This is a genomic window from Dyella sp. 2HG41-7, from assembly GCF_021390675.1.
Taxonomy (GTDB): domain Bacteria; phylum Pseudomonadota; class Gammaproteobacteria; order Xanthomonadales; family Rhodanobacteraceae; genus Dyella_B.
The window spans coordinates 3,594,446-3,613,990 of the sequence record NZ_JAJEJV010000004.1; the positions used below are offsets into that span (position 1 = coordinate 3,594,446).

19 protein-coding genes are annotated in these 19,545 nt (G+C 61.3%); 7 read left to right on the forward strand and 12 right to left on the reverse strand.

The features are described 5' to 3' along the window. Window positions 1-61 precede the first annotated feature (61 nt). The 3 genes from L0U79_RS17710 to rpoZ form a co-directional block, all read right to left on the reverse strand. The gene (locus tag L0U79_RS17710; protein WP_233843545.1) at window positions 62-445 is read right to left on the reverse strand and encodes a RidA family protein; all 384 of its coding nucleotides are present in this window, start codon (window positions 443-445) and stop codon (window positions 62-64) included. A 79-nt stretch (window positions 446-524) separates the two neighbouring features. After that, a complete protein-coding gene (locus L0U79_RS17715; protein WP_233843546.1) occupies window positions 525-2,687 on the reverse strand; it encodes a bifunctional (p)ppGpp synthetase/guanosine-3',5'-bis(diphosphate) 3'-pyrophosphohydrolase in 2,163 nt (720 codons plus the stop codon). Window positions 2,688-2,829: 142 nt separating this feature from the next. Then, window positions 2,830-3,120, reverse strand: a complete 291-nt coding sequence (gene rpoZ / locus L0U79_RS17720) for a DNA-directed RNA polymerase subunit omega (protein WP_233843547.1) — start codon at window positions 3,118-3,120, stop codon at window positions 2,830-2,832. Window positions 3,121-3,377: 257 nt separating this feature from the next. On the opposite strand from rpoZ, the gene L0U79_RS17725 reads away from it, so the two are divergent. Beyond that, window positions 3,378-4,178, forward strand: coding sequence for a VacJ family lipoprotein (locus L0U79_RS17725; RefSeq protein ID WP_233843548.1), 801 nt, complete (start codon window positions 3,378-3,380; stop codon window positions 4,176-4,178). Between the two features lie 74 nt (window positions 4,179-4,252). Here L0U79_RS17725 and L0U79_RS17730 read toward each other — a convergent pair whose 3' ends face one another. The 7 genes from L0U79_RS17730 to L0U79_RS17760 all read right to left on the reverse strand — a co-directional run bounded on the left by L0U79_RS17730 (window position 4,253) and on the right by L0U79_RS17760 (window position 9,364). Next, window positions 4,253-4,561, reverse strand: coding sequence for an STAS domain-containing protein (locus L0U79_RS17730; protein ID WP_233843549.1), 309 nt, complete (start codon window positions 4,559-4,561; stop codon window positions 4,253-4,255). Then, window positions 4,548-5,231 carry an ABC transporter substrate-binding protein gene (locus tag L0U79_RS17735; RefSeq protein ID WP_233843550.1) on the reverse strand — a complete coding sequence of 228 codons (684 nt, stop codon included), beginning with the start codon at window positions 5,229-5,231 and terminating at the stop codon, window positions 4,548-4,550. Before L0U79_RS17735 ends, L0U79_RS17730 begins: the two co-directional genes overlap by 14 nt. 23 nt (window positions 5,232-5,254) lie before the next feature. Further along, window positions 5,255-6,130, reverse strand: coding sequence for an outer membrane lipid asymmetry maintenance protein MlaD (gene mlaD, locus L0U79_RS17740; RefSeq protein WP_233843551.1), 876 nt, complete (start codon window positions 6,128-6,130; stop codon window positions 5,255-5,257). Between the two features lie 37 nt (window positions 6,131-6,167). Continuing rightward, window positions 6,168-6,941: a lipid asymmetry maintenance ABC transporter permease subunit MlaE gene (mlaE, locus tag L0U79_RS17745; RefSeq protein ID WP_233843552.1), complete on the reverse strand. Its 774-nt coding sequence runs from the start codon at window positions 6,939-6,941 to the stop codon at window positions 6,168-6,170. After that, window positions 6,938-7,774, reverse strand: a complete 837-nt coding sequence (locus L0U79_RS17750) for an ABC transporter ATP-binding protein (RefSeq protein ID WP_233843553.1) — start codon at window positions 7,772-7,774, stop codon at window positions 6,938-6,940. Before L0U79_RS17750 ends, mlaE begins: the two co-directional genes overlap by 4 nt. Window positions 7,775-7,862: 88 nt before the next feature. Next, window positions 7,863-8,510 (reverse strand): guanylate kinase, encoded by a 648-nt coding sequence (gene gmk, locus L0U79_RS17755; RefSeq protein WP_233843554.1) that lies wholly within the window; start codon window positions 8,508-8,510, stop codon window positions 7,863-7,865. Further along, on the reverse strand, window positions 8,507-9,364 hold the full coding sequence (locus L0U79_RS17760; RefSeq protein ID WP_233843555.1) for a YicC/YloC family endoribonuclease: 858 nt from the start codon (window positions 9,362-9,364) through the stop codon (window positions 8,507-8,509). Before L0U79_RS17760 ends, gmk begins: the two co-directional genes overlap by 4 nt. Before the next feature lie 74 nt (window positions 9,365-9,438). On the opposite strand from L0U79_RS17760, the gene rph reads away from it, so the two are divergent. The 6 genes from rph (at window position 9,439) to pepQ (ending at window position 16,165) form a co-directional block, all read left to right on the forward strand. After that, window positions 9,439-10,167 carry a ribonuclease PH gene (gene rph / locus L0U79_RS17765; protein ID WP_233843556.1) on the forward strand — a complete coding sequence of 243 codons (729 nt, stop codon included), beginning with the start codon at window positions 9,439-9,441 and terminating at the stop codon, window positions 10,165-10,167. Window positions 10,168-10,206: 39 nt separating this feature from the next. Beyond that, window positions 10,207-10,806: an RdgB/HAM1 family non-canonical purine NTP pyrophosphatase gene (rdgB, locus tag L0U79_RS17770; protein ID WP_233843557.1), complete on the forward strand. Its 600-nt coding sequence runs from the start codon at window positions 10,207-10,209 to the stop codon at window positions 10,804-10,806. A gap of 1 nt (window position 10,807) precedes the next feature. Continuing rightward, on the forward strand, window positions 10,808-11,971 hold the full coding sequence (gene hemW / locus L0U79_RS17775; RefSeq protein ID WP_233843558.1) for a radical SAM family heme chaperone HemW: 1,164 nt from the start codon (window positions 10,808-10,810) through the stop codon (window positions 11,969-11,971). A gap of 81 nt (window positions 11,972-12,052) precedes the next feature. Then, a complete protein-coding gene (locus L0U79_RS17780; protein WP_233843559.1) occupies window positions 12,053-14,440 on the forward strand; it encodes a DUF1631 family protein in 2,388 nt (795 codons plus the stop codon). Then, window positions 14,437-14,775, forward strand: coding sequence for a PilZ domain-containing protein (locus L0U79_RS17785; protein WP_233843560.1), 339 nt, complete (start codon window positions 14,437-14,439; stop codon window positions 14,773-14,775). Before L0U79_RS17780 ends, L0U79_RS17785 begins: the two co-directional genes overlap by 4 nt. Window positions 14,776-14,848: 73 nt before the next feature. Beyond that, the gene (gene pepQ, locus L0U79_RS17790; protein ID WP_233843561.1) at window positions 14,849-16,165 is read left to right on the forward strand and encodes a Xaa-Pro dipeptidase; all 1,317 of its coding nucleotides are present in this window, start codon (window positions 14,849-14,851) and stop codon (window positions 16,163-16,165) included. Between the two features lie 44 nt (window positions 16,166-16,209). Here pepQ and L0U79_RS17795 read toward each other — a convergent pair whose 3' ends face one another. Both L0U79_RS17795 and L0U79_RS17800 read right to left on the reverse strand, forming a co-directional pair. Next, entirely contained in the window at window positions 16,210-17,181 is a 972-nt protein-coding gene (locus tag L0U79_RS17795; RefSeq protein ID WP_233843562.1) for an alpha/beta hydrolase, read from the reverse strand. A 145-nt stretch (window positions 17,182-17,326) separates the two neighbouring features. Next, entirely contained in the window at window positions 17,327-19,405 is a 2,079-nt protein-coding gene (locus tag L0U79_RS17800) for a phospholipase C, phosphocholine-specific (RefSeq protein ID WP_233843563.1), read from the reverse strand. Window positions 19,406-19,545 lie beyond the last annotated feature (140 nt).

The following is a 19,545-nucleotide window of genomic DNA, read 5'->3' on the forward strand; positions in this document are numbered from 1 at the left end:
CGCGCAGGTTTGGCGAGCCTAACTGCGGACGAAACCTGTCAGCAGTCAGCCCGCCGTTCCATCAGTCCAAGACCATGATGGCATCCACTTCCACGTGCGCGCCCTTCGGCAGGCCGGACACTTCGATCGTGGAGCGCGCCGGATATGGCGCCTGGAAGTATTCGTTCATCACCGCATTGACGGCCGTGAAGTTAGCCAAGTCGGTGACATAGATACCCACGCGCACGAATTTATCGAACGATCCGCCAGCCGCTTCGGCGACCGCCTTCAAATTGTCGAACACGCGACGCGCCTGCGTGCTGATATCGCCCTCGACCAACATGCCGCTGGACGGATCGAGCGGAATCTGCCCGGAAAAGTACACCGTGTTGCCGGCGCGGACGGCTTGCGAATACGGACCGATGGCCGCGGGAGCTTTCTCGGTGGAGATGATGGTGCGAGGCATGGGGATCATCCATTGAGGCGAAAGTAGGAGTGTAGCGCGCCTGTACCTCTCAACTTCGAGAGGCGGAGCGAATCCCACGCTACAGCGGATAGCGATACGCGCCGCTCACCACGCCCGTACGCCGCACGCGTCGAATCACTTCCGCCAGATGCTTGCGGTTCCTCACCTCGATGGCGAAGAGCAACGTCGCCGCGGACATATCGCGCTCGACGTATTCGACGTTTTCGATATTGGAATTCGCAGCGGCGATGGCGGCGGCGATGGTCGCGAGCACGCCAGGGCGATTGATGACCTCGATGCGCAACTCGGCACGGTAATCGCCTTGCACATCGCGATCCCATTCGATCGCCACGCAACGTTCCGGCGATTTGCGCAACTCGGCGACATTCGGGCATTCCGTGCGATGCACGACGATGCCCTTACCTGGCGACAAGTAACCGATGATGTCGTCGCCCGGCAGCGGGTGGCAGCAATTGGCGAAGCTGAGCACACCGCGCTCGGCGCCGGTGATGCGGATGTTCTCCGCCGGATGCGCCGTGGCGGCGCCGCGTGCGGACGTACCGCGCGACGCGACCAGTTGACTGGCCACCTGATCAGGCATGCGATTGCCGAGCGCGATATCGGCCAGCAATTCTTCCAGGCGCTTGAGCTTGGATTTATGCAGAAACTTTTCCAGCACGTCGGGCTGGATGGCGTCGAGACTGGTGCCCAACGCATCGAGCGCGCGGTCGAGCATGCGATGACCGAAGTCGACCGCATCCTCATGCTGCAGATGTTTCAGATATTGGCGAATCGCCGTGCGCGCTTTGCCCGTCACCACGAATTCCAGCCACGCCGGATTCGGCACGGCGGAAGGTGCGGTGATGATTTCCACCAACTGACCCGATTCCAAGCGCGTGCGCAGCGGCAACAGCTTCTTGTCGACGCGCGCGGCAACGGCGTGATCGCCCACGTCGGTATGTACGGCGTAAGCAAAATCCAACGCCGTAGCGCTGCGCGGCAACGAAAGAATGTCGCCGCGTGGCGTGAACAGATACGTTTCGTCCGGGAACAGATCGATCTTGACGTTCTCGATGAACTCGGTCGACGAAGGCGTATTTGCCTGACTGTCCGCCAGCGCGGAAAGCCATTCGCGCGCACGCGCCTGCGCGCTGTTCGCCGGACCGCTTTCGGTTTTGTACGCGCCGTGCGCAGCGACGCCACGCTCGGCCACCGCATCCATTTCCTCGGTGCGGATTTGCACTTCGATCGGCGCGCCGAACGGCCCCAGCAACACGGTGTGCAACGACTGATAGCCGTTCGCTTTGGGAATCGCGATGAAATCCTTGAAGCGGCGATCCACCGGTTTGTACAACGCATGCACCACGCCCAGCGCCATGTAACAGCTCATCGCACTATCGGTCACGACGCGGAAGCCGTACACGTCCATCAGCTGAGCGAAGCTTTTATGCTCGCTGCGCATCTTCGAGTAGATGCTCCACGGCGACTTGATGCGCCCGACCACGCGCACAGGAATGCGTTCTTCGACCAGGCGCGCCGTCAATGCGCCTTCGATGCGGCTCATCGCTTCGCGGCGATTGCCCAGCGCAGCGCGAATGCGTTCGCTGATCACGCGATAGCGGTCCGGATGCAGCGCACGGAAGCCCAGATCCTGCAGCTCCGCCTTGATCTTGTTCATGCCCAATCGCTGCGCGATGGGCGCGTAGATTTCCAGCGTTTCGCGCGCGATGCGGCGACGCGATGGCGCGTCTTTGGCGCCGAGCGTGCGCATGTTGTGCAAACGGTCGGCCAGCTTGATCAAGATCACGCGCAGATCGCGCGCCATCGCCAGCAGCATTTTGCGGAAACTTTCCGCGTCTGCTTCCTGGCGACTGGAAAACCGCATCTTGTCCAGCTTGGTGACGCCGTCGACCAGTTCGGCCACGGGTTCGCCGAATTCGCCCGCGAGTTGCGGCCGCGTGAGTTCGGTGTCTTCCAGCGTGTCGTGCAGGATCGCGGCGATGATGGTTTCCGCGTCCATGCCGAACTCGGCCAGGATGCTGGCCACGGCGATCGGATGCGTGATGTACGGCTCGCCGCTCTTGCGCGTTTGCCCTTCGTGCGCGACGGCGCCCACCTGGTACGCGCGTACCACGCGTGCGACATGTTGCTCGGGCAGATAGGCGATGCGCTCTTTCAGCGCAAGCACATAAGGAGGCAGTGCGGACGTATCCTCGGGTGCGGGATGCGTGGCCGCTGTCATGGGTTCACGACGCCCGTTCAGGCGACCGCCTCATTATCGATGGGGAAACGGCAAGGACGAAGGCAGCGTGAGCGCAGTGCGCAGTTAAACGCTCCGGCGTTACCGGCGTGACGACGACACTGTCGACAGCCGCCTCCATCCATCAGTCATCTCCGCCTTTGGAGAGATCGTCGTCCACTTCCTGCGCCGCCCATTCCAGCGCTTCGCGTTCGGCGCGTTCGCGTTCGGCGCGGTCGATCTCGTCGATCGTCACCTGGTCGATGCGACGGTCGGCAATTTCACGTAGCGCCAACACGGTGGGCTTATCGTTGTCAGGGTTGACGGCCGGGTCGGCGCCGTTGGCGAGCTGGCGGGCGCGCTTGGTCGCCATCAACACCAGTTCGAAACGGTTGTCGACCACTTCAAGGCAGTCTTCCACGGTAATGCGGGCCATGAGAAATCCTTAAACTATAGAAACTTATGCGGTCGTACAGTTTATCGGCCGGCCACTTGGCTGGCAACGCGATTGACTCTTATCATGCCGGTCCTTTGCGCGCCAGCTCGATCCAATCCGATTCAGCATTCATAATGCGTGCACAATATAGAACTAAAAAGTACAATTTTTATCACTGACCCTTTGCAGCGGACCCCCAATCGATGCCCTCCCTGCCCCGATTCGCTTCCCTAATCCGACTTTTGCCCGCGGTCGCCATGATGACCCTGCTCGTGGGCTGCGCCATCGCGCCGCCCCGGACCGACGACCCGCTGGAGAAATTCAACCGCAAGAGCTACGCCTTCAACATGGCGCTGGACACGCATGTGCTGCGTCCGGTGGCCGTGGGCTACACCAAGGTCACGCCCAAACCGGTCCAGACCTCGGTCAGCAACTTCTTCACCAATATCAAGCTGCCGATCAGCATCGCCAACAACCTGCTCCAGGCGCGCCCGAGCGACGCCATCACGGACACGGGCCGCTTCCTGATCAATATGACGGTGGGCGTGGCCGGCTTCTTCGATCCGGCCACGAAGATGCAGATTCCGATCAAGGAAACCGATTTCGGCATCACCCTGGCTCGCTGGGGCGTACCGGAGGGCGACTTCCTGATGGTGCCGCTGCTGGGCCCGTCCAACTTCCGCGACGTGTGGCAGTACCCGGTGGACGGTTACCTGTTCGATCCGCTCAGCTACTTCGAGCGTAACCACAAGTTCCACTACGGCCAGTATTACTTCCCGGAAGTGGTGTACTTCATCCAGATGCGCGCGCAGTTGCTCGACGCCGACAGCTTCCTGAAGACGGCCTACGACCCGTATGCCTTCGTGCGCGACGCGTGGCGCCAGAACCGCCTCAACAAGATCTACGACGGCAACCCGCCGGCGGACGTGATGCTGAAACTGCAGCAGGGCGGCAACGGATCGAACAACAACAATCAGAACTACGATCCGGAAGAACTGCTCAAGCAGCAACAGCAGTGGGAACAACAACAGAAGCAGCAGAAATCCGGCGGCGGCTGAGCGTAAGCAAGCCGCACACAAAAAAAGGGGCTCATCGGAGCCCTTTTTTTATGCCTGTTTCGGTCGAACGACGATCAGTGCAAGAAAGGCTCTACGCCGCAAACGCGCGCCAACGCCTGCATGCCTGCAGGCACGTGGCGCACCACCACGTGGCGTCCGTCGTTATCGGCTTCCGACAGTGCCGCCAGCACGCACGCGAGACCCGCGCTGTCGCACGTGTCCACGTCGGAAAGATCCAACGTATGACGGTCGTTCTTTGCGAACGCGCTTCGCATCGCCTCAAGCGCGCCCGCCGCCGTGGCGAAATTCAGCGTGCCGGATACGGAAACCGTATCCGGCACGTCGGAACTGACCCGAAATTGGCCCGACTTACTTGGCGCCATTGCCTTTGTCTTCCTGTTCCATCTGCTGCAGCGCCTTGTCGCCCTGCGTTTCCAGCTCGGCGATCAGCTTGTCCAGACCTTCTTTCTTGATCTCGGCGTCGACCTGATTGCGATAGTTGGTGATGTAGGAGATGCCTTCGATGATCACGTCATACGCCTTCCACTGACCGTCGGCGGCCTGATGGAACACGTAGTTCACCGCAATCTGTTTCTTGTCGTCGGTAGTCACCTGGGTCTTCACCACCGTGTACTTGGGATTGAGCTCGCCGGCGAACGGCAACACTTTCACCGTGCCCTTGGTGTAGCTCAGCAAGCCTTCCGCGTAGCGGTTGGTCAGCGAGGTGTAGAACGCCTTGGCGAAGCGCGAACGCTGTTCCGGTGTGGCGTCGCGTGCGTGCATGCCCAACACGAGAATCGACGCCCAATCCGTATCGAAGTGCGGGAGGAAGATCTCGTTGATCTCGGCAACCAGCTTGGGTTTGTTGTTCTGCAGCTGCGCCTTGTGATCGGCAATCTGCGTATCGAGCTTGTTGGTGATGTCCTCCACGACGGCCTGCGGTGTGGCCGCATTGGACGTCGGCGCGCTGGGCGCGCTCTGCGCGAAAGCCGGCGCAGCAACGACGACGGTGCCCAGGGCGATGGCGGTGGCAATAGCCAAATGACGCAACATGGATGACTCCTCGTAAAGCCGGATCAATGTTTGCCGGCGGGCGGATTGGACGAACCGTTGCCACCGGCATTGTTGGTATTGCCGCTGGACGAACCATTTACCAGGAACTTGCCGATCAAATCTTCCAGCTGCATCGCCGACTGCGTCAGCACAAGCTGGTCACCGTTTTTCAACGAATTCGGCGAGCCACCCGGTTGGATCGCAACATACTGGCTGCCGATCAAACCACTGGTGAACACGGCCGCCGCCGAATCGTCCGGAATCTGGTTGTAGCGGTTGTTGATGGTCATCGTGACGGTGGCGTCCAGTTTCACCGGGTCGGCCTTCACGTCCGACACACTGCCGATGGCCACGCCCGCCATCTTCACCGGCGCGCCGGCCGTCAGCGCGCCCACATTGGTGAAGTGCGCCGTGACTTTGTAGCTGCCGCCGATCGCATCGGCCGAACCGCCCGCGCCGAAGAATTTGCCGAGCATTTCTTCCAGCGGCTGCGTCGATTTGGTCAATCCGATGCTGCCACCATCGGCAAGATAATTCTTAGCATTGCCGTATTGCAGGCCGACATATTGATCGCCCAGCAAGCCGCTGGTGTAGATCACCGCGACCGAGTCTGCGGGAATCTCGTTGTATTTTTTGTCGATCTGCAATTTGACGTCCGCCACGTCTTTGCCAGGATCCAGCTTGATCGACTGCACCTGCCCCACGCGCACGCCCGCCACTTTCACCGGCGCACGGTCTTTAAGCTGGCCGATGTTCGCGAACTGCGCGCTAACGGTGTAGCTGGCGCCCTGGTGCGTGTTGACGACCGAAGTCGTTTGCGTGGCCAGATAAACCAGTGCGGCGAAACCGAGCACGATAAACATGCCGGTGCCGACGGCGTAGGATTTTCTCTGGCTCACGGCGTAGTCCTCAAAAAGAAACGAATAGTCATGATGGTCACATCAGGAAAGCGGTGAGCACGAAATCCAGCGCGAGAATCGCAATGGACGAAGTCACAACGGTGCGCGTGGTGGCGTAGGCCACACCTTCGCTGGTAGGCGGCGTGGTGTAGCCCTGGAATACGGCGATCAGCGATACCACCGCACCGAACACCACGCTCTTCCAGACGATGCCGTTGATCACGTCGTCCCACACATTGACGGTTGCGGTCATGTTCGACCAGAACGTGCCGTTGTCGACGCGCAGCCAATCCACCGCCACGATGTGGCCGCCGAAAATCGACAGCCCGCAGAACACGCAGCACAAGAGTGGCATCGCAATCAGGCCGGCCAGAAAACGCGGCGCGATGACATAGGCGATGGGATCCACCGCCATCATTTCCATCGCGGCGATCTGATCGGTCGCGCGCATCAAGCCGATTTCAGCGGTGATCGACGTACCGGCGCGGCCGGCGAACAACAGCGCCGTCACGACCGGCCCAAGCTCGCGATACACCGCCAGCGCCACCACCGAACCCGTCGCCGACGTACCGCCGAAAATCGCCAGCACGTGATAAAGCTGCAAGCCCAGCACCATGCCGACGAACAGTCCGCACGTCATGATGATGGTGAGGCTCATCGCGCCGACAAACCACAACTGCCGCACCGTCTCTTGCGCATGCCGCATGCTGAGCGGAATGGCCGAAAGAATGCGCAGCAAGAAAAGACCGCAGCGGCCGATCTGCGCCAGCGATCCGACAACGATATTTTCGTGCTCTACTCGCGCGCTCATGCCGCACCTTCTTTGAAACCGAGGGCCTGCGCGTAATCGTCGGCCGGATATTGAAAGGGCACCGGGCCGTCCGGGTCACCGCCGAAGAACTGGCGGGTCCACGGCGAGCCGTCATTGGCGATGGTTTTGGGATCGCCCTGCGCCACCACTTTGCCGTTGGCGATCAGATACACGTGATCGGCCACCTGCTTGATCGCTTCCAACTCGTGGGCCACCAGCACGCTGGTCAAGCCCAGCGTTTCGTTGAGCGTGCGGATCAGCTTAAGCACCTGATTGAGCGCAATCGGGTCCAACCCGACGAACGGTTCGTCGTAAAGAATCAGCATCGGATCGAACACGATCGCGCGCGCCAACGCCACGCGACGCGCCATGCCGCCGGAAAGCTCGGTCGGCATCAGCGAGGCCGCGCCGCGCAAACCCACGGCTTGCAGCTTGGTCAGCACGATGTTGCGAATCAGCACTTCCGGCAACTTGGTGTGCTGGCGCAGCGGAAACGCGACGTTTTCGAACACGTCAAAATCGGTCAGCAGCGCGGAGTTCTGGAACAGGTAACCGATACGCTCGCGCAGCGCGAACAGCGCCTCGCGCGGAAGCGCCGCCACGTTCTGCCCGTCGACCAGAACTTCGCCCGCATCGGCACGCATCTGCCCGGTGATGTGCTTGAGCAAGGTGGTCTTGCCGGTGCCGCTGGGACCCATGATGGCCGTGACTTTGCCGCGCGGGATATCCAAGTCCAATTTATTGAACACGGTTTTGCCGTTGAGCACCGTGGTCAGGCCACGAATGCGCACCAGCGTACGATCGTCGGATTGGACTTGTGCGGTATCGATCATGGCCAGGGGGGTGGCAGGAAAGTGAAGACGTTAACTGAACTAGAGGCCTAATGCTATCCGGGCCAGTACAGTAATCGGGGTTTGGTGTTCAGGTTGCGGTCAAGAGTTCGCGAATCAAGCTTTCATGGCGCTGACACTGCAGCTCCGTGCGCAGGCGAACGGCCCGCACGATGGCTTGGAGGCCGTCCAACGCGTCCTCGAACCGGTCGTTGACGATGATGTAGTCGAACTCGTGGGCGTGGGCGATCTCGCCGCGCGAATTGCGCAGTCTGCGCTCGATGACTTCCTCGCTATCCGAACCGCGGCCGCGCAAGCGACGCTCCAGTTCCGGCCGTGAAGGCGGAAGGATGAACACGCTGACGCAATCGGGTTTGGCCTTGCGAATCTGCGCGGCGCCTTGCCAGTCGATTTCCAGCAAGACATCGCGCCCTTGCTCCAGCAGTCCTTGCACGGTGTTGCGCGACGTGCCGTAAAAATTGCCGTGCACTTCGGCGTGCTCGAGAAAGATGCCTTCGGCCACCTCGCGCTCGAAATCCGCGCGCTCCACAAAATAATAGTGACGACCGTACTGCTCGCCTGGGCGCGGCGGACGCGTGGTATGCGAAATCGACAGCGAAATATCCGGCTCGCGCTCAAGCAACGCGTTCACGAGCGTCGATTTGCCCGCACCTGATGGAGCCGCAACGATAAAGAGTGTGCCTTCGACACGTTCCTTGTTGGCGGTGTGCGCACTCATTCGATGTTCTGCACTTGTTCGCGCATCTGCTCAATCAGGACTTTCAATTCCACCGCCGCGTTGGTGGTACGCGAGTCCACCGATTTGGAGCCCAAAGTGTTGGCCTCGCGATTGAATTCCTGCATCAGGAAATCCAGGCGACGACCGACCGGCTCCTTCAAACCCAACACACGGCGCGTTTCGGCGATATGCGTGCTGAGGCGATCGAGCTCTTCGTCCACATCCGTACGGGTGACCTGCAGCACCAGCTCCTGCTCCAAGCGACCCGGGTCGGCCGGCTGCTTCAGATCGGCTAGCCGCGATTCGAGTCGCGCGCGCAAGGCGGTGCGAATCTCAGGCATCCAGCCGCGCACGTCGGCGACGATGCGTTCGATCCCGTCAAGGCGTTCGCGCAGAATGTCCCCAAGCTTCGCGCCCTCGCGCTCACGCGTCGCCGTCAAGGCATCCAACGCCCGATCCAGCACGTCCAGCAACGCGGCCTGCTGTGCGTCCTGGTCCGCTTCGGCGTGTTGAAGCACGCCGGGGAAACGCAACAGCTCGGTGAATTCGATGCGCATGCGCGGGAAGCGGGCTTCCAGGTCCAGCGCCAGTTCGGACAGGCGTCCGATCATGGTGCTGTCCACCTGTAGCGATTCGCTGCACGATTCCCCGCGACGCACGACCACGTCCACCTTGCCGCGCGATAAGCGTGCGGCAATGCGCTCGCGCATCGAAGATTCGAACACCCGCATGTCTTCCGGCATGCGCGGGCTGAGTTCCAGGTAACGATGATTGACCGCACGCAGCTCGCACGTCAGCGCCCCTACGGAGGTGTTGGCTTCGGCGGACGCGTAGGCGGTCATGCTGCGGATCATGGAAACTCGGGTCCCGAACAGTAAGGAAAGGGGCCAATGGTAAACTGTACCGCCCTCACTTGCCCAATGAGCCTATGACAGTGTCCCGCCCGAGCGGTCGTGCCCACGACCAAATGCGCAACATCTCTATCGAGCGCCACTACACCCGCCACGCGGAAGGCTCGGTGCTGGTCGCCTTCGGCCACACCCGCGTGCTGTGCACGGCCAGCGTCGAAGATCGCATGCCGATCTGGCTGCGCGGCAAAGGCGAAGGCTGGGTCACCGCCGAATACGGCATGCTCCCCCGCGCCACCTCCACGCGCACGCAGCGCGAAGCCACGCGCGGTAGCCAGGGTGGTCGCACCATGGAAATCCAGCGATTGATCGGCCGCAGCCTGCGCGCCTGCGTGGATCGCCAGGCGCTGGGCGAACGCGTCATCACGCTCGATTGCGATGTGCTGCAAGCGGACGGCGGCACCCGCACCGCCGCCATCACCGGCGCCTATGTGGCCTTGGTCGATGCGGTGAATGTATTGATGAAGCGCGAGAATCTCCGCCGCAACCCGATTATCGGCGCAGTGGCGGCGGTATCGGTCGGCGTCTACCAGGGCACGCCCGTGCTCGACCTGGATTACGACGAAGATTCCAACTGCGACACCGACATGAATGTGGTGATGAACGACGGCGGCGGCATCATCGAAGTGCAAGGCACCGCGGAAGGCCATGCGTTCCGTCGTGCTGAAATGGACGCGATGATCGATCTCGCCGAAAAAGGCATCGGCGAATTGATCGGCTTGCAACGCGCCGCTCTGGAATCGAACTGACGCCTTCGCGGCGTCTCTTTCACGCACGTCAAAAAGTTTATGCAACGTATCGTTCTCGCCAGCAGCAATCGCGGCAAGCTCGCCGAATTCAGCGCGCTGCTCGCCGACAGCCATTTCGAAGTGATCCCCCAGTCCGAATTGGGTGTGGAGGATGCCGAAGAAACCGGCCTCACCTTTGTCGAAAACGCGCTGCTCAAAGCGCGTCACGCGTCGCTCGCCACGGGCTTGCCCGCGCTAGCCGACGATTCGGGATTGTGCGTCGCGCATCTGCGCGGCGCGCCAGGTTTGTATTCCGCGCGCTACAGCGGCACGCACGGCGATTCCGCCGCCAACAATGCACGCTTGCTGCGCGAACTCGATGGCGTGACGGCCGAACAACGTGGCGCTTTCTTTATCTGCGTGCTCGCGCTGTTGTGGCACGCGGAAGATCCCGCACCGTTGATCGCGGAGGGACGCTGGCACGGGCGCGTACTGGACGCACCTCGCGGCGAGCGCGGCTTCGGCTACGACCCGTTGTTTCTGCCGCATGAGCAATCGCTGAGCGCAGCGGAACTCGAACCCGATGTAAAAAATCGCCTGAGCCATCGCGGGCAAGCTTTGACGAAACTGCACGCGCGCGTCGCCGAATTGAAGGCTTGATATGTCGTGGGTCGCACCACCGCTGGCGCTTTACGTTCACATGCCTTGGTGCGTGAAGAAATGCCCGTACTGCGATTTCAATTCGCACGGTTTGCGCGGCGAACCGCCGTACGCGACTTACGTGGACACGCTGCTGGCCGATCTCGACGCGGATCGCGTCGATTTCGGCGCCGCACTGGAAAATCGGCCGATTGTCAGCGTGTTCTTCGGCGGCGGCACACCCAGCCTTTTCGCGCCGGACTTGATTGCCCGCTTTCTCGACGGCGCACGCGCACGCCTGGTCTTTGCGGATGCCTGCGAAGTCACACTGGAAACCAATCCGGGCACGGTCGAACATGGACGCTTCGACGGCTATCTCGCCGCCGGCGTCAACCGTATTTCTTTCGGCATTCAAAGTTTCGACGACGCCAAACTGAAGCGGTTGGGGCGCATCCACTCCGCAAGCGAGGCAGAAGCGGCGGTGAAGTCAGCGCAGGATGCTGGCTTCGACAATATCAATCTCGATCTGATGTACGCGCTGCCGGAGCAAACCTTGCCCGGCGCGCTGAACGACGTGGATCGCGCAGTCGCCCTGCGCCCCACACATATCTCGCATTACCAATTGACCCTTGAACCCAACACCGTCTTCGCCGCCCATCCGCCGCCGCTGCCCGACGACGATGCGGCCTGGGCCATGCAGGAGGCCTGCGAAGCCAAACTGGCCGACGCCGGTTACACCCAATACGAAATATCCGCGTACGCCCAAGCCGGCCGGCGCTGCCAGCACAACCTCAATTACTGGCGCTTTGGCGATTACCTGGGCATAGGCGCGGGCGCGCACGGCAAAGTCACTGATACCGCCCGCAACGAAGTGTCGCGTCGGTGGAAAACCCGCCACCCCAACGCCTACCTGGAGGCCGCCGGCGGCCCCGCGCGCATCGGCGGCCACGCGGCCGTGGCGGCCGGCGAATTGCCGTTCGAATACATGCTCAACGCCCTGCGCCTGATCGATGGCGTGCCGGCGGAGGATTTCAGCGCCCGTACCGGCCTCCCCCAGGCCCGGATCGCGGCCGGCCTCGTTGCGGGCCGCGACAAAGGCTGGCTGGAAAACGATCCGCACATCCTTCGCACCACCCCTCTGGGCCAACGCTTCCTCAACGACGTCATCGCAAGCTTTCTGGACTAAGCGGCTCCCCCTTCCAACCCATGACGAGGCACGGGAACAGGCTTACACTTCCCGCAGGGGAACTTCAGGGGAAAGCAAGTCATGGACGTCGAGCCGAAGGTTCATCCACCGTTTGCCGCTGGCGGCAGCCATGCCGACCTCGGGCGGATGCCTCTGCGTACGCGCAAACTGATCGATGCCGCCTGCGTGCAGTGCGATCACTGGCTCGAACCCACGATGCGCCTGTGCCTGGATCGCTTCGACAAGCAGCTGTACGCGCAAGCCGAGAAGTCTCGCGGCCACCTCGAGCAGCAGCGCTTTTTCGATAGCCGTCACCAGGTGCAACAAGGACGCACGGCGTTCCTGCAATTGTTCTCCGCCAAACTGCGCGAAAGTTTCGAGTGCATGGGCGACGCGGAAGACGATCCGTCCAGCCAATTGTCGAGTCTGCATTCGCTCACGCTGCTCGATCGCACCGAACACGAATTGACCGCCGCGCTCGACAAACTGGCGGCGCGCGCCGAAGCGCATAACGGACAGATGCTGTCCGAATTGTCGTATCGCTTGGCCGTACTGGTGGCATCGCCGCCGTTGGAAGGCAAAGCCTTGCCGGTCGGCCCGCAAAACATGGCGCGCATTCTGCGCATCGCCAGCGATCCGATGAATCTGCCGATCGAACACCGGCTGATTTTGTTGCAAGTGTTCGAAAGCAGCGTCGGCGCCACCCTGGTTTCTCTGTACGAAGGCGTCAACAACAAATTGCTCGCCGACGGCATCCTGCCGCAATTGCGCGCCTTTGCGGTCGTGCGGCCTACGCACGGCCCCGCTCACGCGGGCGCAACGGGTCCGGCCGCGCCAGCACCTGCAGCCGCGCCTGCTCCAGCAACGGAACGCAGCAACGAGCCGATCGCCGTGCTGGAAACCTTGCGCGATCTGCTCGCGCGCCAGCGCGTCGGCGCGCACAGCACGGCGCCAGCGCCCGGCGTACGCACCGCAACGGCGGACGAATTGCAAACTGCGCTGTCGGCGCTGCAGCAACATATGATCCAAGTGACGGATCGCACCAGCCGCGAACTCCGCAGCGCGCAGCTTTTGCATGAAGAGCTCGTGCAGCAACTCAACGTCGGCCAGCCGGCCGGCGCGCCGCGCATGGAGCTGACGACCGAACAAGGCGACACAGTCGAACTCGTCGCTCTGTTGTTCGAACAGCTCGCGCACCAATTGCATCAAGGTCCGGATGCCCGGGCATTGCTCGGTAATCTGCAACTGCCGTTGTTGCGACTGGCGGTGACCGATCGCGAGTTTTTCAATCGACGCGAGCACCCAGCTCGTCAAATGCTCGGCAAGCTCACCGAAACCATCGACACCTGGATGCAGGGACCGAACGGTGAGACCGACCACCAGTTGCTCGCCAAACTCACGCAGTTGGTGGAGCGCACGCAGAACGAGCCGCCGACCGCCGGCCTCTACACCAGCTTGCTCGCCGATATTGAACATCACCTTGGTCAGCTCGCACGCAAAGCGCAAGCGACCGAGCGTCGCCACGTCGAAGCCATGCAAGGTCGCGAGCGTTTGGAGCAAGCGCGCCGTCGCGCCGACGAATTGATGGCCGAACGCTTCGCCGTCGCCGCACCGCGTGGCTTGTTGCGCACGCTGCTCGAACGCGCATGGACGGACGTGTTGGCGCTGACGCTGCTGCGTCATGGCGAACACAGCGATTCGTTCCTGCATCAACTGCGCGTCACCGATCAGTTGCTCGGGCAGTTCCCGGTCAGCGATGCGGCGGCGTTACGGCTGGACGTGGAAATCGGCCTGCAGCAAATCGGCATGAATGTCGATGAATCCGAGCAAGTAGCGCAGCGTTTGATCAGCGCGGAAGCGCCGACAAGTGTCGAACCGGCTGAGCCTGCCGCGCCGGAGAAGTTGATCCTCGACTTTCCGGAAGTCGTCGATACGCCCGTCGCCCAGGAAGAACCCAAGCAACCGCCAGCGCCGACCGCACCGCCGGTGGTTGCGCCGAAACCGCAACCGCCCATCGTGCGTACGGCCGATGCGCCCAGCGCCACCGATTTGGCTATTCGCTTGAAACAGCGCCAACGCCTGGGCGAGCAACGCAATCAGGAAGCAGCCGCTCCGCAACCGACGCACGCTGCGGTCGTACCACCGCTGGGTTTGCGCGAAGCGCGCATCTTCAACCACCTGCGTCAATTGCCGTTCGGCACATGGTTCGAATTTATCGACAGGGCGAGCGACAAGACCACGCAATACAAGCTGGCGTGGTTCTCGCCGGTATCGGGCAATAGTCTGTTTGTGAATCGCCGCGGCCAACGCAGCGACGTCATGAACCTGCAGGAACTCGCCCGCGCCATCGCCGAAGATCGTGTGCGCGAATTGCCGCCGCAGCAAGACAATCTGTTGGATCGCGCATGGCATGCGTTGACCACCAACTTGCTGCGTCCCGCGTCGTCGTTGCCGGAAGCCCGCTCATGAATTCGCCCGAACAACGCCGCGCCCCGCGCAAGCAACCCGATTTCGCCGTGACGGTGACCGATGTGATCACCAGTCAACCGCTGGGTCATCTTGGCAATCTGTCCAGCAACGGCATGCTGCTGATCGGACATCACGCACCACGCAGCGAAGCGGTGTATCAAGTCGCCCTGCCCCTGCCTTCCCACGACGGCACCTTGCCGACCATCGAAGTCGGTATCCAGGAGCAATGGCACGAACCGGCCGCCACGCCGGGGCAGATCTGGTCCGGTTATCGGATCATCGCCATCGGCACGGCGGACGCGGCGCTGCTGGAACGCTGGTTGCAGCAGTCGTGACCGTGTGAATCGCACGGCGCTCGCCGCGCCGCCCGCAGTACACTGAGGGACTCAGGAACTGCTGGACTTTCGCATGAGTCACGATCTTGCTCCGCTGTACGCCCAACACATCGCCACCCTGCGCCAACGCGCGGACAAGGCGCTGGCCTTGGGCAATTTCGATCATCTGCTGATCGCCGCCAGCACGCCCTTGCGCAAATACCTCGACGACCAGGATTACCCCTTCGTCGCTAATCCGCATTTCCTTCATTGGCTGCCTCTGACGAATGCACCGGGCAGCTGGATGGTTTACACGCCGGGCAACAAGCCGAAGCTGATCTTCGTGCAGCCGCACGATTACTGGCACGTGGTGCCAGACGCACCGAGCGGTTACTGGGTGGATCAGTTCGACATCACGGTGGTGCACACGTTTGCCGAAGCCGTCGACGCGTTGCCGAAAGGCCATCGTGCGGTGATCGCGCCGGAATGCCCAAGCATTCACGGCGTCGAAGCGAACAATCCGCCAGCGGTGGTGAACTACCTGCACTGGCATCGCAGCTACAAAACGCCCTATGAATTGGCTTTGATGCGCCAAGCCAGCCGCGTCGGTACGCGCGCGCATCGCGCTGCGGAAAAAGCATTCCGTGCGGGCGAAAGCGAATTCGGCATCCAGATGGCGTATCTGGCCGCAGCCGCGCAAACGGCTGCGGAACTGCCGTATGCCAATATCGTGGGCTTGAACGAACACGGCGCGGTGCTGCACTACACGAATTTCGATCGCACGCCGCCGAAACAAAGCCGTTCGTTTCTGATCGATGCCGGCGGCAGCGCATCCGGTTACGCCAGCGATATCACGCGCACGTATGCTGCGACGGGGCATCACGAATTCCAGGCCCTGATCGACAGTGTCGATCGTGCGCAACAAAGTTTCGCCGCCAAAGTGAAAGCCGGACAGAGTTATCCGGACCTACACATCCATGCGCATCATGTACTGGCCGATGTGCTGCGCGAGCACGGTGTGATCCGCATGAGTGCCGAAAGCGCAGTGCAATCGGGCGTGACGTCGACGTTTTTTCCGCACGGACTCGGTCATCCGATCGGCTTGCAGGTGCACGATGTCGCGGGTTTCCAGGCAAACGAGCACGGCGGCAGTATTCCGCGCCCGGAAGGTCACCCCTATTTGCGCATGACGCGTGTGCTGGAACCGGGCATGATCGTCACCATCGAGCCCGGTTTGTATTTCATCGACATGCTGTTGGAAGAACTGCGCGCAAAGCCCGCCGCCAAAGATATCGACTGGGCCAAAGTGGAGGCGTTCCGACCCTACGGCGGCATTCGCATCGAGGATGATGTCGTGTGCACGGACAGCGAGCCCGAAAACCTCACGCGCAATGCGTTTGCCGTCAACTGAATCACGACGTGGCGGTCCCTTGAGTGGGGACCGCCAATAAACAGTCAAACCGTCTTCCAAAGCTTGCGCGCTTCTTCGGCAATGAGATCCGGTCGCTCTTCCGGATAAAACAATTTGGCGTTGGGCACACGCCGTATGCCGAGCGAACGGCCCATCGTGCGATCGAGATATTCCGCGCCCGCGAACGAAAAAATCGTATCGTCTATGCCCCAAACGATGCGCGTAGGAACTCTGCTTTGCCGCAACGCGGCGCCAATCCCGGCGAGCGGGTTGTTTTCCAACGCAATCGCATACGCATGCACCAACGCTTTGCGATGCGGCGAACTGACCAACGGCGTGAAGTAGCAATCGATCGCTTCGTCGGTCGGGTCCGTCGGATCTGCAAAGCACATGCCGCCGATACCTTGCGGCGAACGCGCCAGCGTTTTGTTCGCGAGCCACGGCGCCAGCCAGGTATCCACAAATTTGCCCTCGTGGGACAGCGCGATGACCGGCTTCATCGCGGCCGGCGGACTTTCGTGCTCCGTATCGCAATTGGTCAACAGCAAGCTGCGAACGCGTTCGGGATGTTTGGTTATGAACAACTGGGCGACTGCGCCGCCGCTATCGCTGCCCACCACATCCACCCGACCCACGCCAAGTGCATCGAGCAAGGCGATAAGCATGGCGACTTGCGCGTCCGGCGCCACGCTTTGTCCGGGCGCAACTTCCGTGTAGCCCAGTCCGAGAAAATCCGGCGCGATGCAGCGTCGATACGGCGAAAGGCGCTCCAGGGCACCACGCCACTGAAAGCTGTTGAGCGGAAAACCGTGCAAGAAAAGCGCGGCTTCGCCGCTGCCGCGCTCGACGTAAGCGATGCGCCCAAACGATGTCTGCATGTATCGCCGACTGGCGCGAAAGCGTTTCGCTTCGCCGATTTGTTCCTTTGTACCCGCCCATAGCGGCGATGCGTATCCGGCCAGCACGCTTGAGGCGACCAAGCCGGTGGCGAGTTGCAAAAATGCTCTGCGTTGCATGAGGATCTTCCATGTGGCGACAAGCGAATCATTCGCGAATTGGGGCACGCGATCAATGACCTGGCAGGTCATGGCTTTCTGGCGGCCGACGCCTTCGCGTCGAAGTCGCCGTGCACCGACTTTGCGGGGGTGACAATGATGAACTTCAAAGCTTCTGGAAGTTCTGCCACCGCTGTTGCGCGATAGCCGGATCGGTCACGCTCGATTCGCCCGTTTCCACGTGTCCCGCGAGGCGCCGTATGAATCCCGCTTCCGCATCGGCGCGCACGATCAGGTCGTACCAGCCGTAGCTGTCGCTCAACATCCAAGATCGCTCGACTTGCTCGCCGGGCTTGAGCATGTAAGAGATCGACTCGCCGTTGTACACATTTTCGACGGAGACGTTGCAGAAATCGCGGCCTTCGTTCGCCAGCGTCAGCACGACGCGCGCTTTTTCGCGATCGTAGCGATTGGCAACGTGCAACGTTGTCTTGCGCGATGCGCCATCGCCTTTGAAGCTTCTAACAAAACCGTTCGGCCCGTAAGCGTGTAGCTCATACGCAGCTTGCGCCGGCCACGTCGCCGAAAGCGATTTTTCCGCTTCCACCGTATAAAACCATGGACCTTTGGACGCATCGCTTGTGCGCACATGGAAACAGGCGCCAACGCGACCTTCGTTATGGAAATCGACACGAAGTTGACCATCTTCTACGCGACCGATCGCCTGCAACGCGTACGGCAACGCGCGCGCGGGCTTGATGCCAGGCTCCTGATCCGGCAATGCCTGAATCGACGGTGGCGTCGGCGAATAATCGGGATGACGAAGTTGATCCGGCGGCACGTATGCATTCGTGCTCGGCAATGGCGGCTGCGCGCCATTCGGCTTGGAGAAATCGAACGCCGACGTCAGATCGCCACAAACGCTGCGACGCCACGCCGTAATATTGGATTCCTGCAACCCCGGATGGCTGTTCGCATAACGCTGTTCGATAAAACGGATGATCGATGTGTGGTCGAACACTTCGGAACACACCCAACCACCCTTGCTCCACGGCGACACCACGATCATCGGCACGCGCGGACCTAGGCCGTAGGGGCCGGCCGGGTAGTTCACAGTGCCCGGAAAAATCTCGTTCGCAATGCTAACCGTCGACTGGCCTTGCGCATCGGAAGGCGGCACGCACGGCGGCACGGCGTGATCGAAGAACCCGTCGTTTTCGTCGTAGGTGATGAAGAGCGCCGTTTTACTGAAAACCTCGGGATTGCTGGTCAGCGCATCCAACACTTGCGACACATACCACGCGCCGTAATTCGCCGGCCAATTCGGATGCTCCGTATACGCTTCGGGCGCCACGATCCACGACACTTGCGGCAGTTTGTTGGCCATCACGTCGCTACGCAATTCGTCGAACAGCGAACCGCCCGCGGAAATTTGGGTGCCGGTTCTTGCGCCCTGGTATAGCGGGCTGCCCGGCTGCGCGTTGCGATATTGCAGGAAATACAACAGCGAGTTGTCGCCGTAATTGCCGATGTACGCGTTGTCCGTCCAGCCCCAAAACCCGGCCGCGTCGAGTCCCGTGCCGGCGTCCTGATAAAGCTTCCACGAAATACCCGCGTTTTGCAGGACTTCCGGATACGTCGACCAGCCGTATCCCGCTTCAGCGTTGTCGATGACCGGACCGCCGCCGGCGCCATCGTTGCCGACCCAACCCGTCCACATGTAATAACGATTCGGATCGGTCGGGCCCATCACCGAGCAGTGATATGCGTCGCAAATGGTGAACGCATCGGCGAGCGCGTAGTGAAACGGGATGTCTTCGCGCGTCAGATACGCCATCGTGGTGGTGCCCTTGTTAAGCACCCATTGATCGTACTGACCGGCGTTCCACGCGGCATGCGTGCTCGTCCAATCGTGCGCGAGGTCTTCCAGAAATTGAAGCCCCAGATCCGGCGCCGTGGGATGGAACGGCAACACATAGCCTGATCCGTCGGGCTGATACCAAACCGATTCGCCGGTCGTCAGATTCACCGGACGCGGATCGCCAAATCCGCGCACACCTTTGAGCGAGCCGAAATAGTGATCGAAAGAGCGGTTTTCCTGCATCAGGATCACGATGTGCTCGACATCTTCGATCGTACCGGTGCGTCGATGCGCGGGAATCTCCAAAGCGCGCGCGATACTTGCAGGCAGCATCGACGCCAGCGTGGTGCTGCCCAATAGCTGCAGAAATCTACGGCGACTCATCGATGTCATGTTGCACCCTCTGCTGGCGTCGTGATGAATCGCGATGCTGCGTGGCTAACGTTGCAGGGATGCGACATCGATAGGACCGGTTTGCGAAGTTGGCGCGCGATCACAGTGTGTGAGAAAGTCGCGACGATCAC

Bases quoted from the DNA above. Each gene is read 5' to 3' on its own strand.
- L0U79_RS17730 (WP_233843549.1), bottom strand. From the start codon at position 4,561: ATGGCGCCAAGTAAGTCGGGCCAATTTCGGGTCAGTTCCGACGTGCCG.
- L0U79_RS17760 (WP_233843555.1), bottom strand. From the start codon at position 9,364: ATGATCCGCAGCATGACCGCCTACGCGTCCGCCGAAGCCAACACCTCC.
- rpoZ (WP_233843547.1), bottom strand. From the start codon at position 3,120: ATGGCCCGCATTACCGTGGAAGACTGCCTTGAAGTGGTCGACAACCGT.
- rdgB (WP_233843557.1), top strand. From the start codon at position 10,207: ATGCAACGTATCGTTCTCGCCAGCAGCAATCGCGGCAAGCTCGCCGAA.
- L0U79_RS17795 (WP_233843562.1), bottom strand. From the start codon at position 17,181: ATGCAACGCAGAGCATTTTTGCAACTCGCCACCGGCTTGGTCGCCTCA.
- L0U79_RS17800 (WP_233843563.1), bottom strand. From the start codon at position 19,405: ATGAGTCGCCGTAGATTTCTGCAGCTATTGGGCAGCACCACGCTGGCG.
- L0U79_RS17750 (WP_233843553.1), bottom strand. From the start codon at position 7,774: ATGATCGATACCGCACAAGTCCAATCCGACGATCGTACGCTGGTGCGC.
- gmk (WP_233843554.1), bottom strand. From the start codon at position 8,510: ATGAGTGCGCACACCGCCAACAAGGAACGTGTCGAAGGCACACTCTTT.
- L0U79_RS17725 (WP_233843548.1), top strand. From the start codon at position 3,378: ATGATGACCCTGCTCGTGGGCTGCGCCATCGCGCCGCCCCGGACCGAC.
- rph (WP_233843556.1), top strand. From the start codon at position 9,439: ATGACAGTGTCCCGCCCGAGCGGTCGTGCCCACGACCAAATGCGCAAC.
- L0U79_RS17780 (WP_233843559.1), top strand. From the start codon at position 12,053: ATGGACGTCGAGCCGAAGGTTCATCCACCGTTTGCCGCTGGCGGCAGC.
- pepQ (WP_233843561.1), top strand. From the start codon at position 14,849: ATGAGTCACGATCTTGCTCCGCTGTACGCCCAACACATCGCCACCCTG.
- L0U79_RS17785 (WP_233843560.1), top strand. From the start codon at position 14,437: ATGAATTCGCCCGAACAACGCCGCGCCCCGCGCAAGCAACCCGATTTC.
- L0U79_RS17710 (WP_233843545.1), bottom strand. From the start codon at position 445: ATGCCTCGCACCATCATCTCCACCGAGAAAGCTCCCGCGGCCATCGGT.
- L0U79_RS17735 (WP_233843550.1), bottom strand. From the start codon at position 5,231: ATGTTGCGTCATTTGGCTATTGCCACCGCCATCGCCCTGGGCACCGTC.
- L0U79_RS17715 (WP_233843546.1), bottom strand. From the start codon at position 2,687: ATGACAGCGGCCACGCATCCCGCACCCGAGGATACGTCCGCACTGCCT.
- mlaE (WP_233843552.1), bottom strand. From the start codon at position 6,941: ATGAGCGCGCGAGTAGAGCACGAAAATATCGTTGTCGGATCGCTGGCG.
- hemW (WP_233843558.1), top strand. From the start codon at position 10,808: ATGTCGTGGGTCGCACCACCGCTGGCGCTTTACGTTCACATGCCTTGG.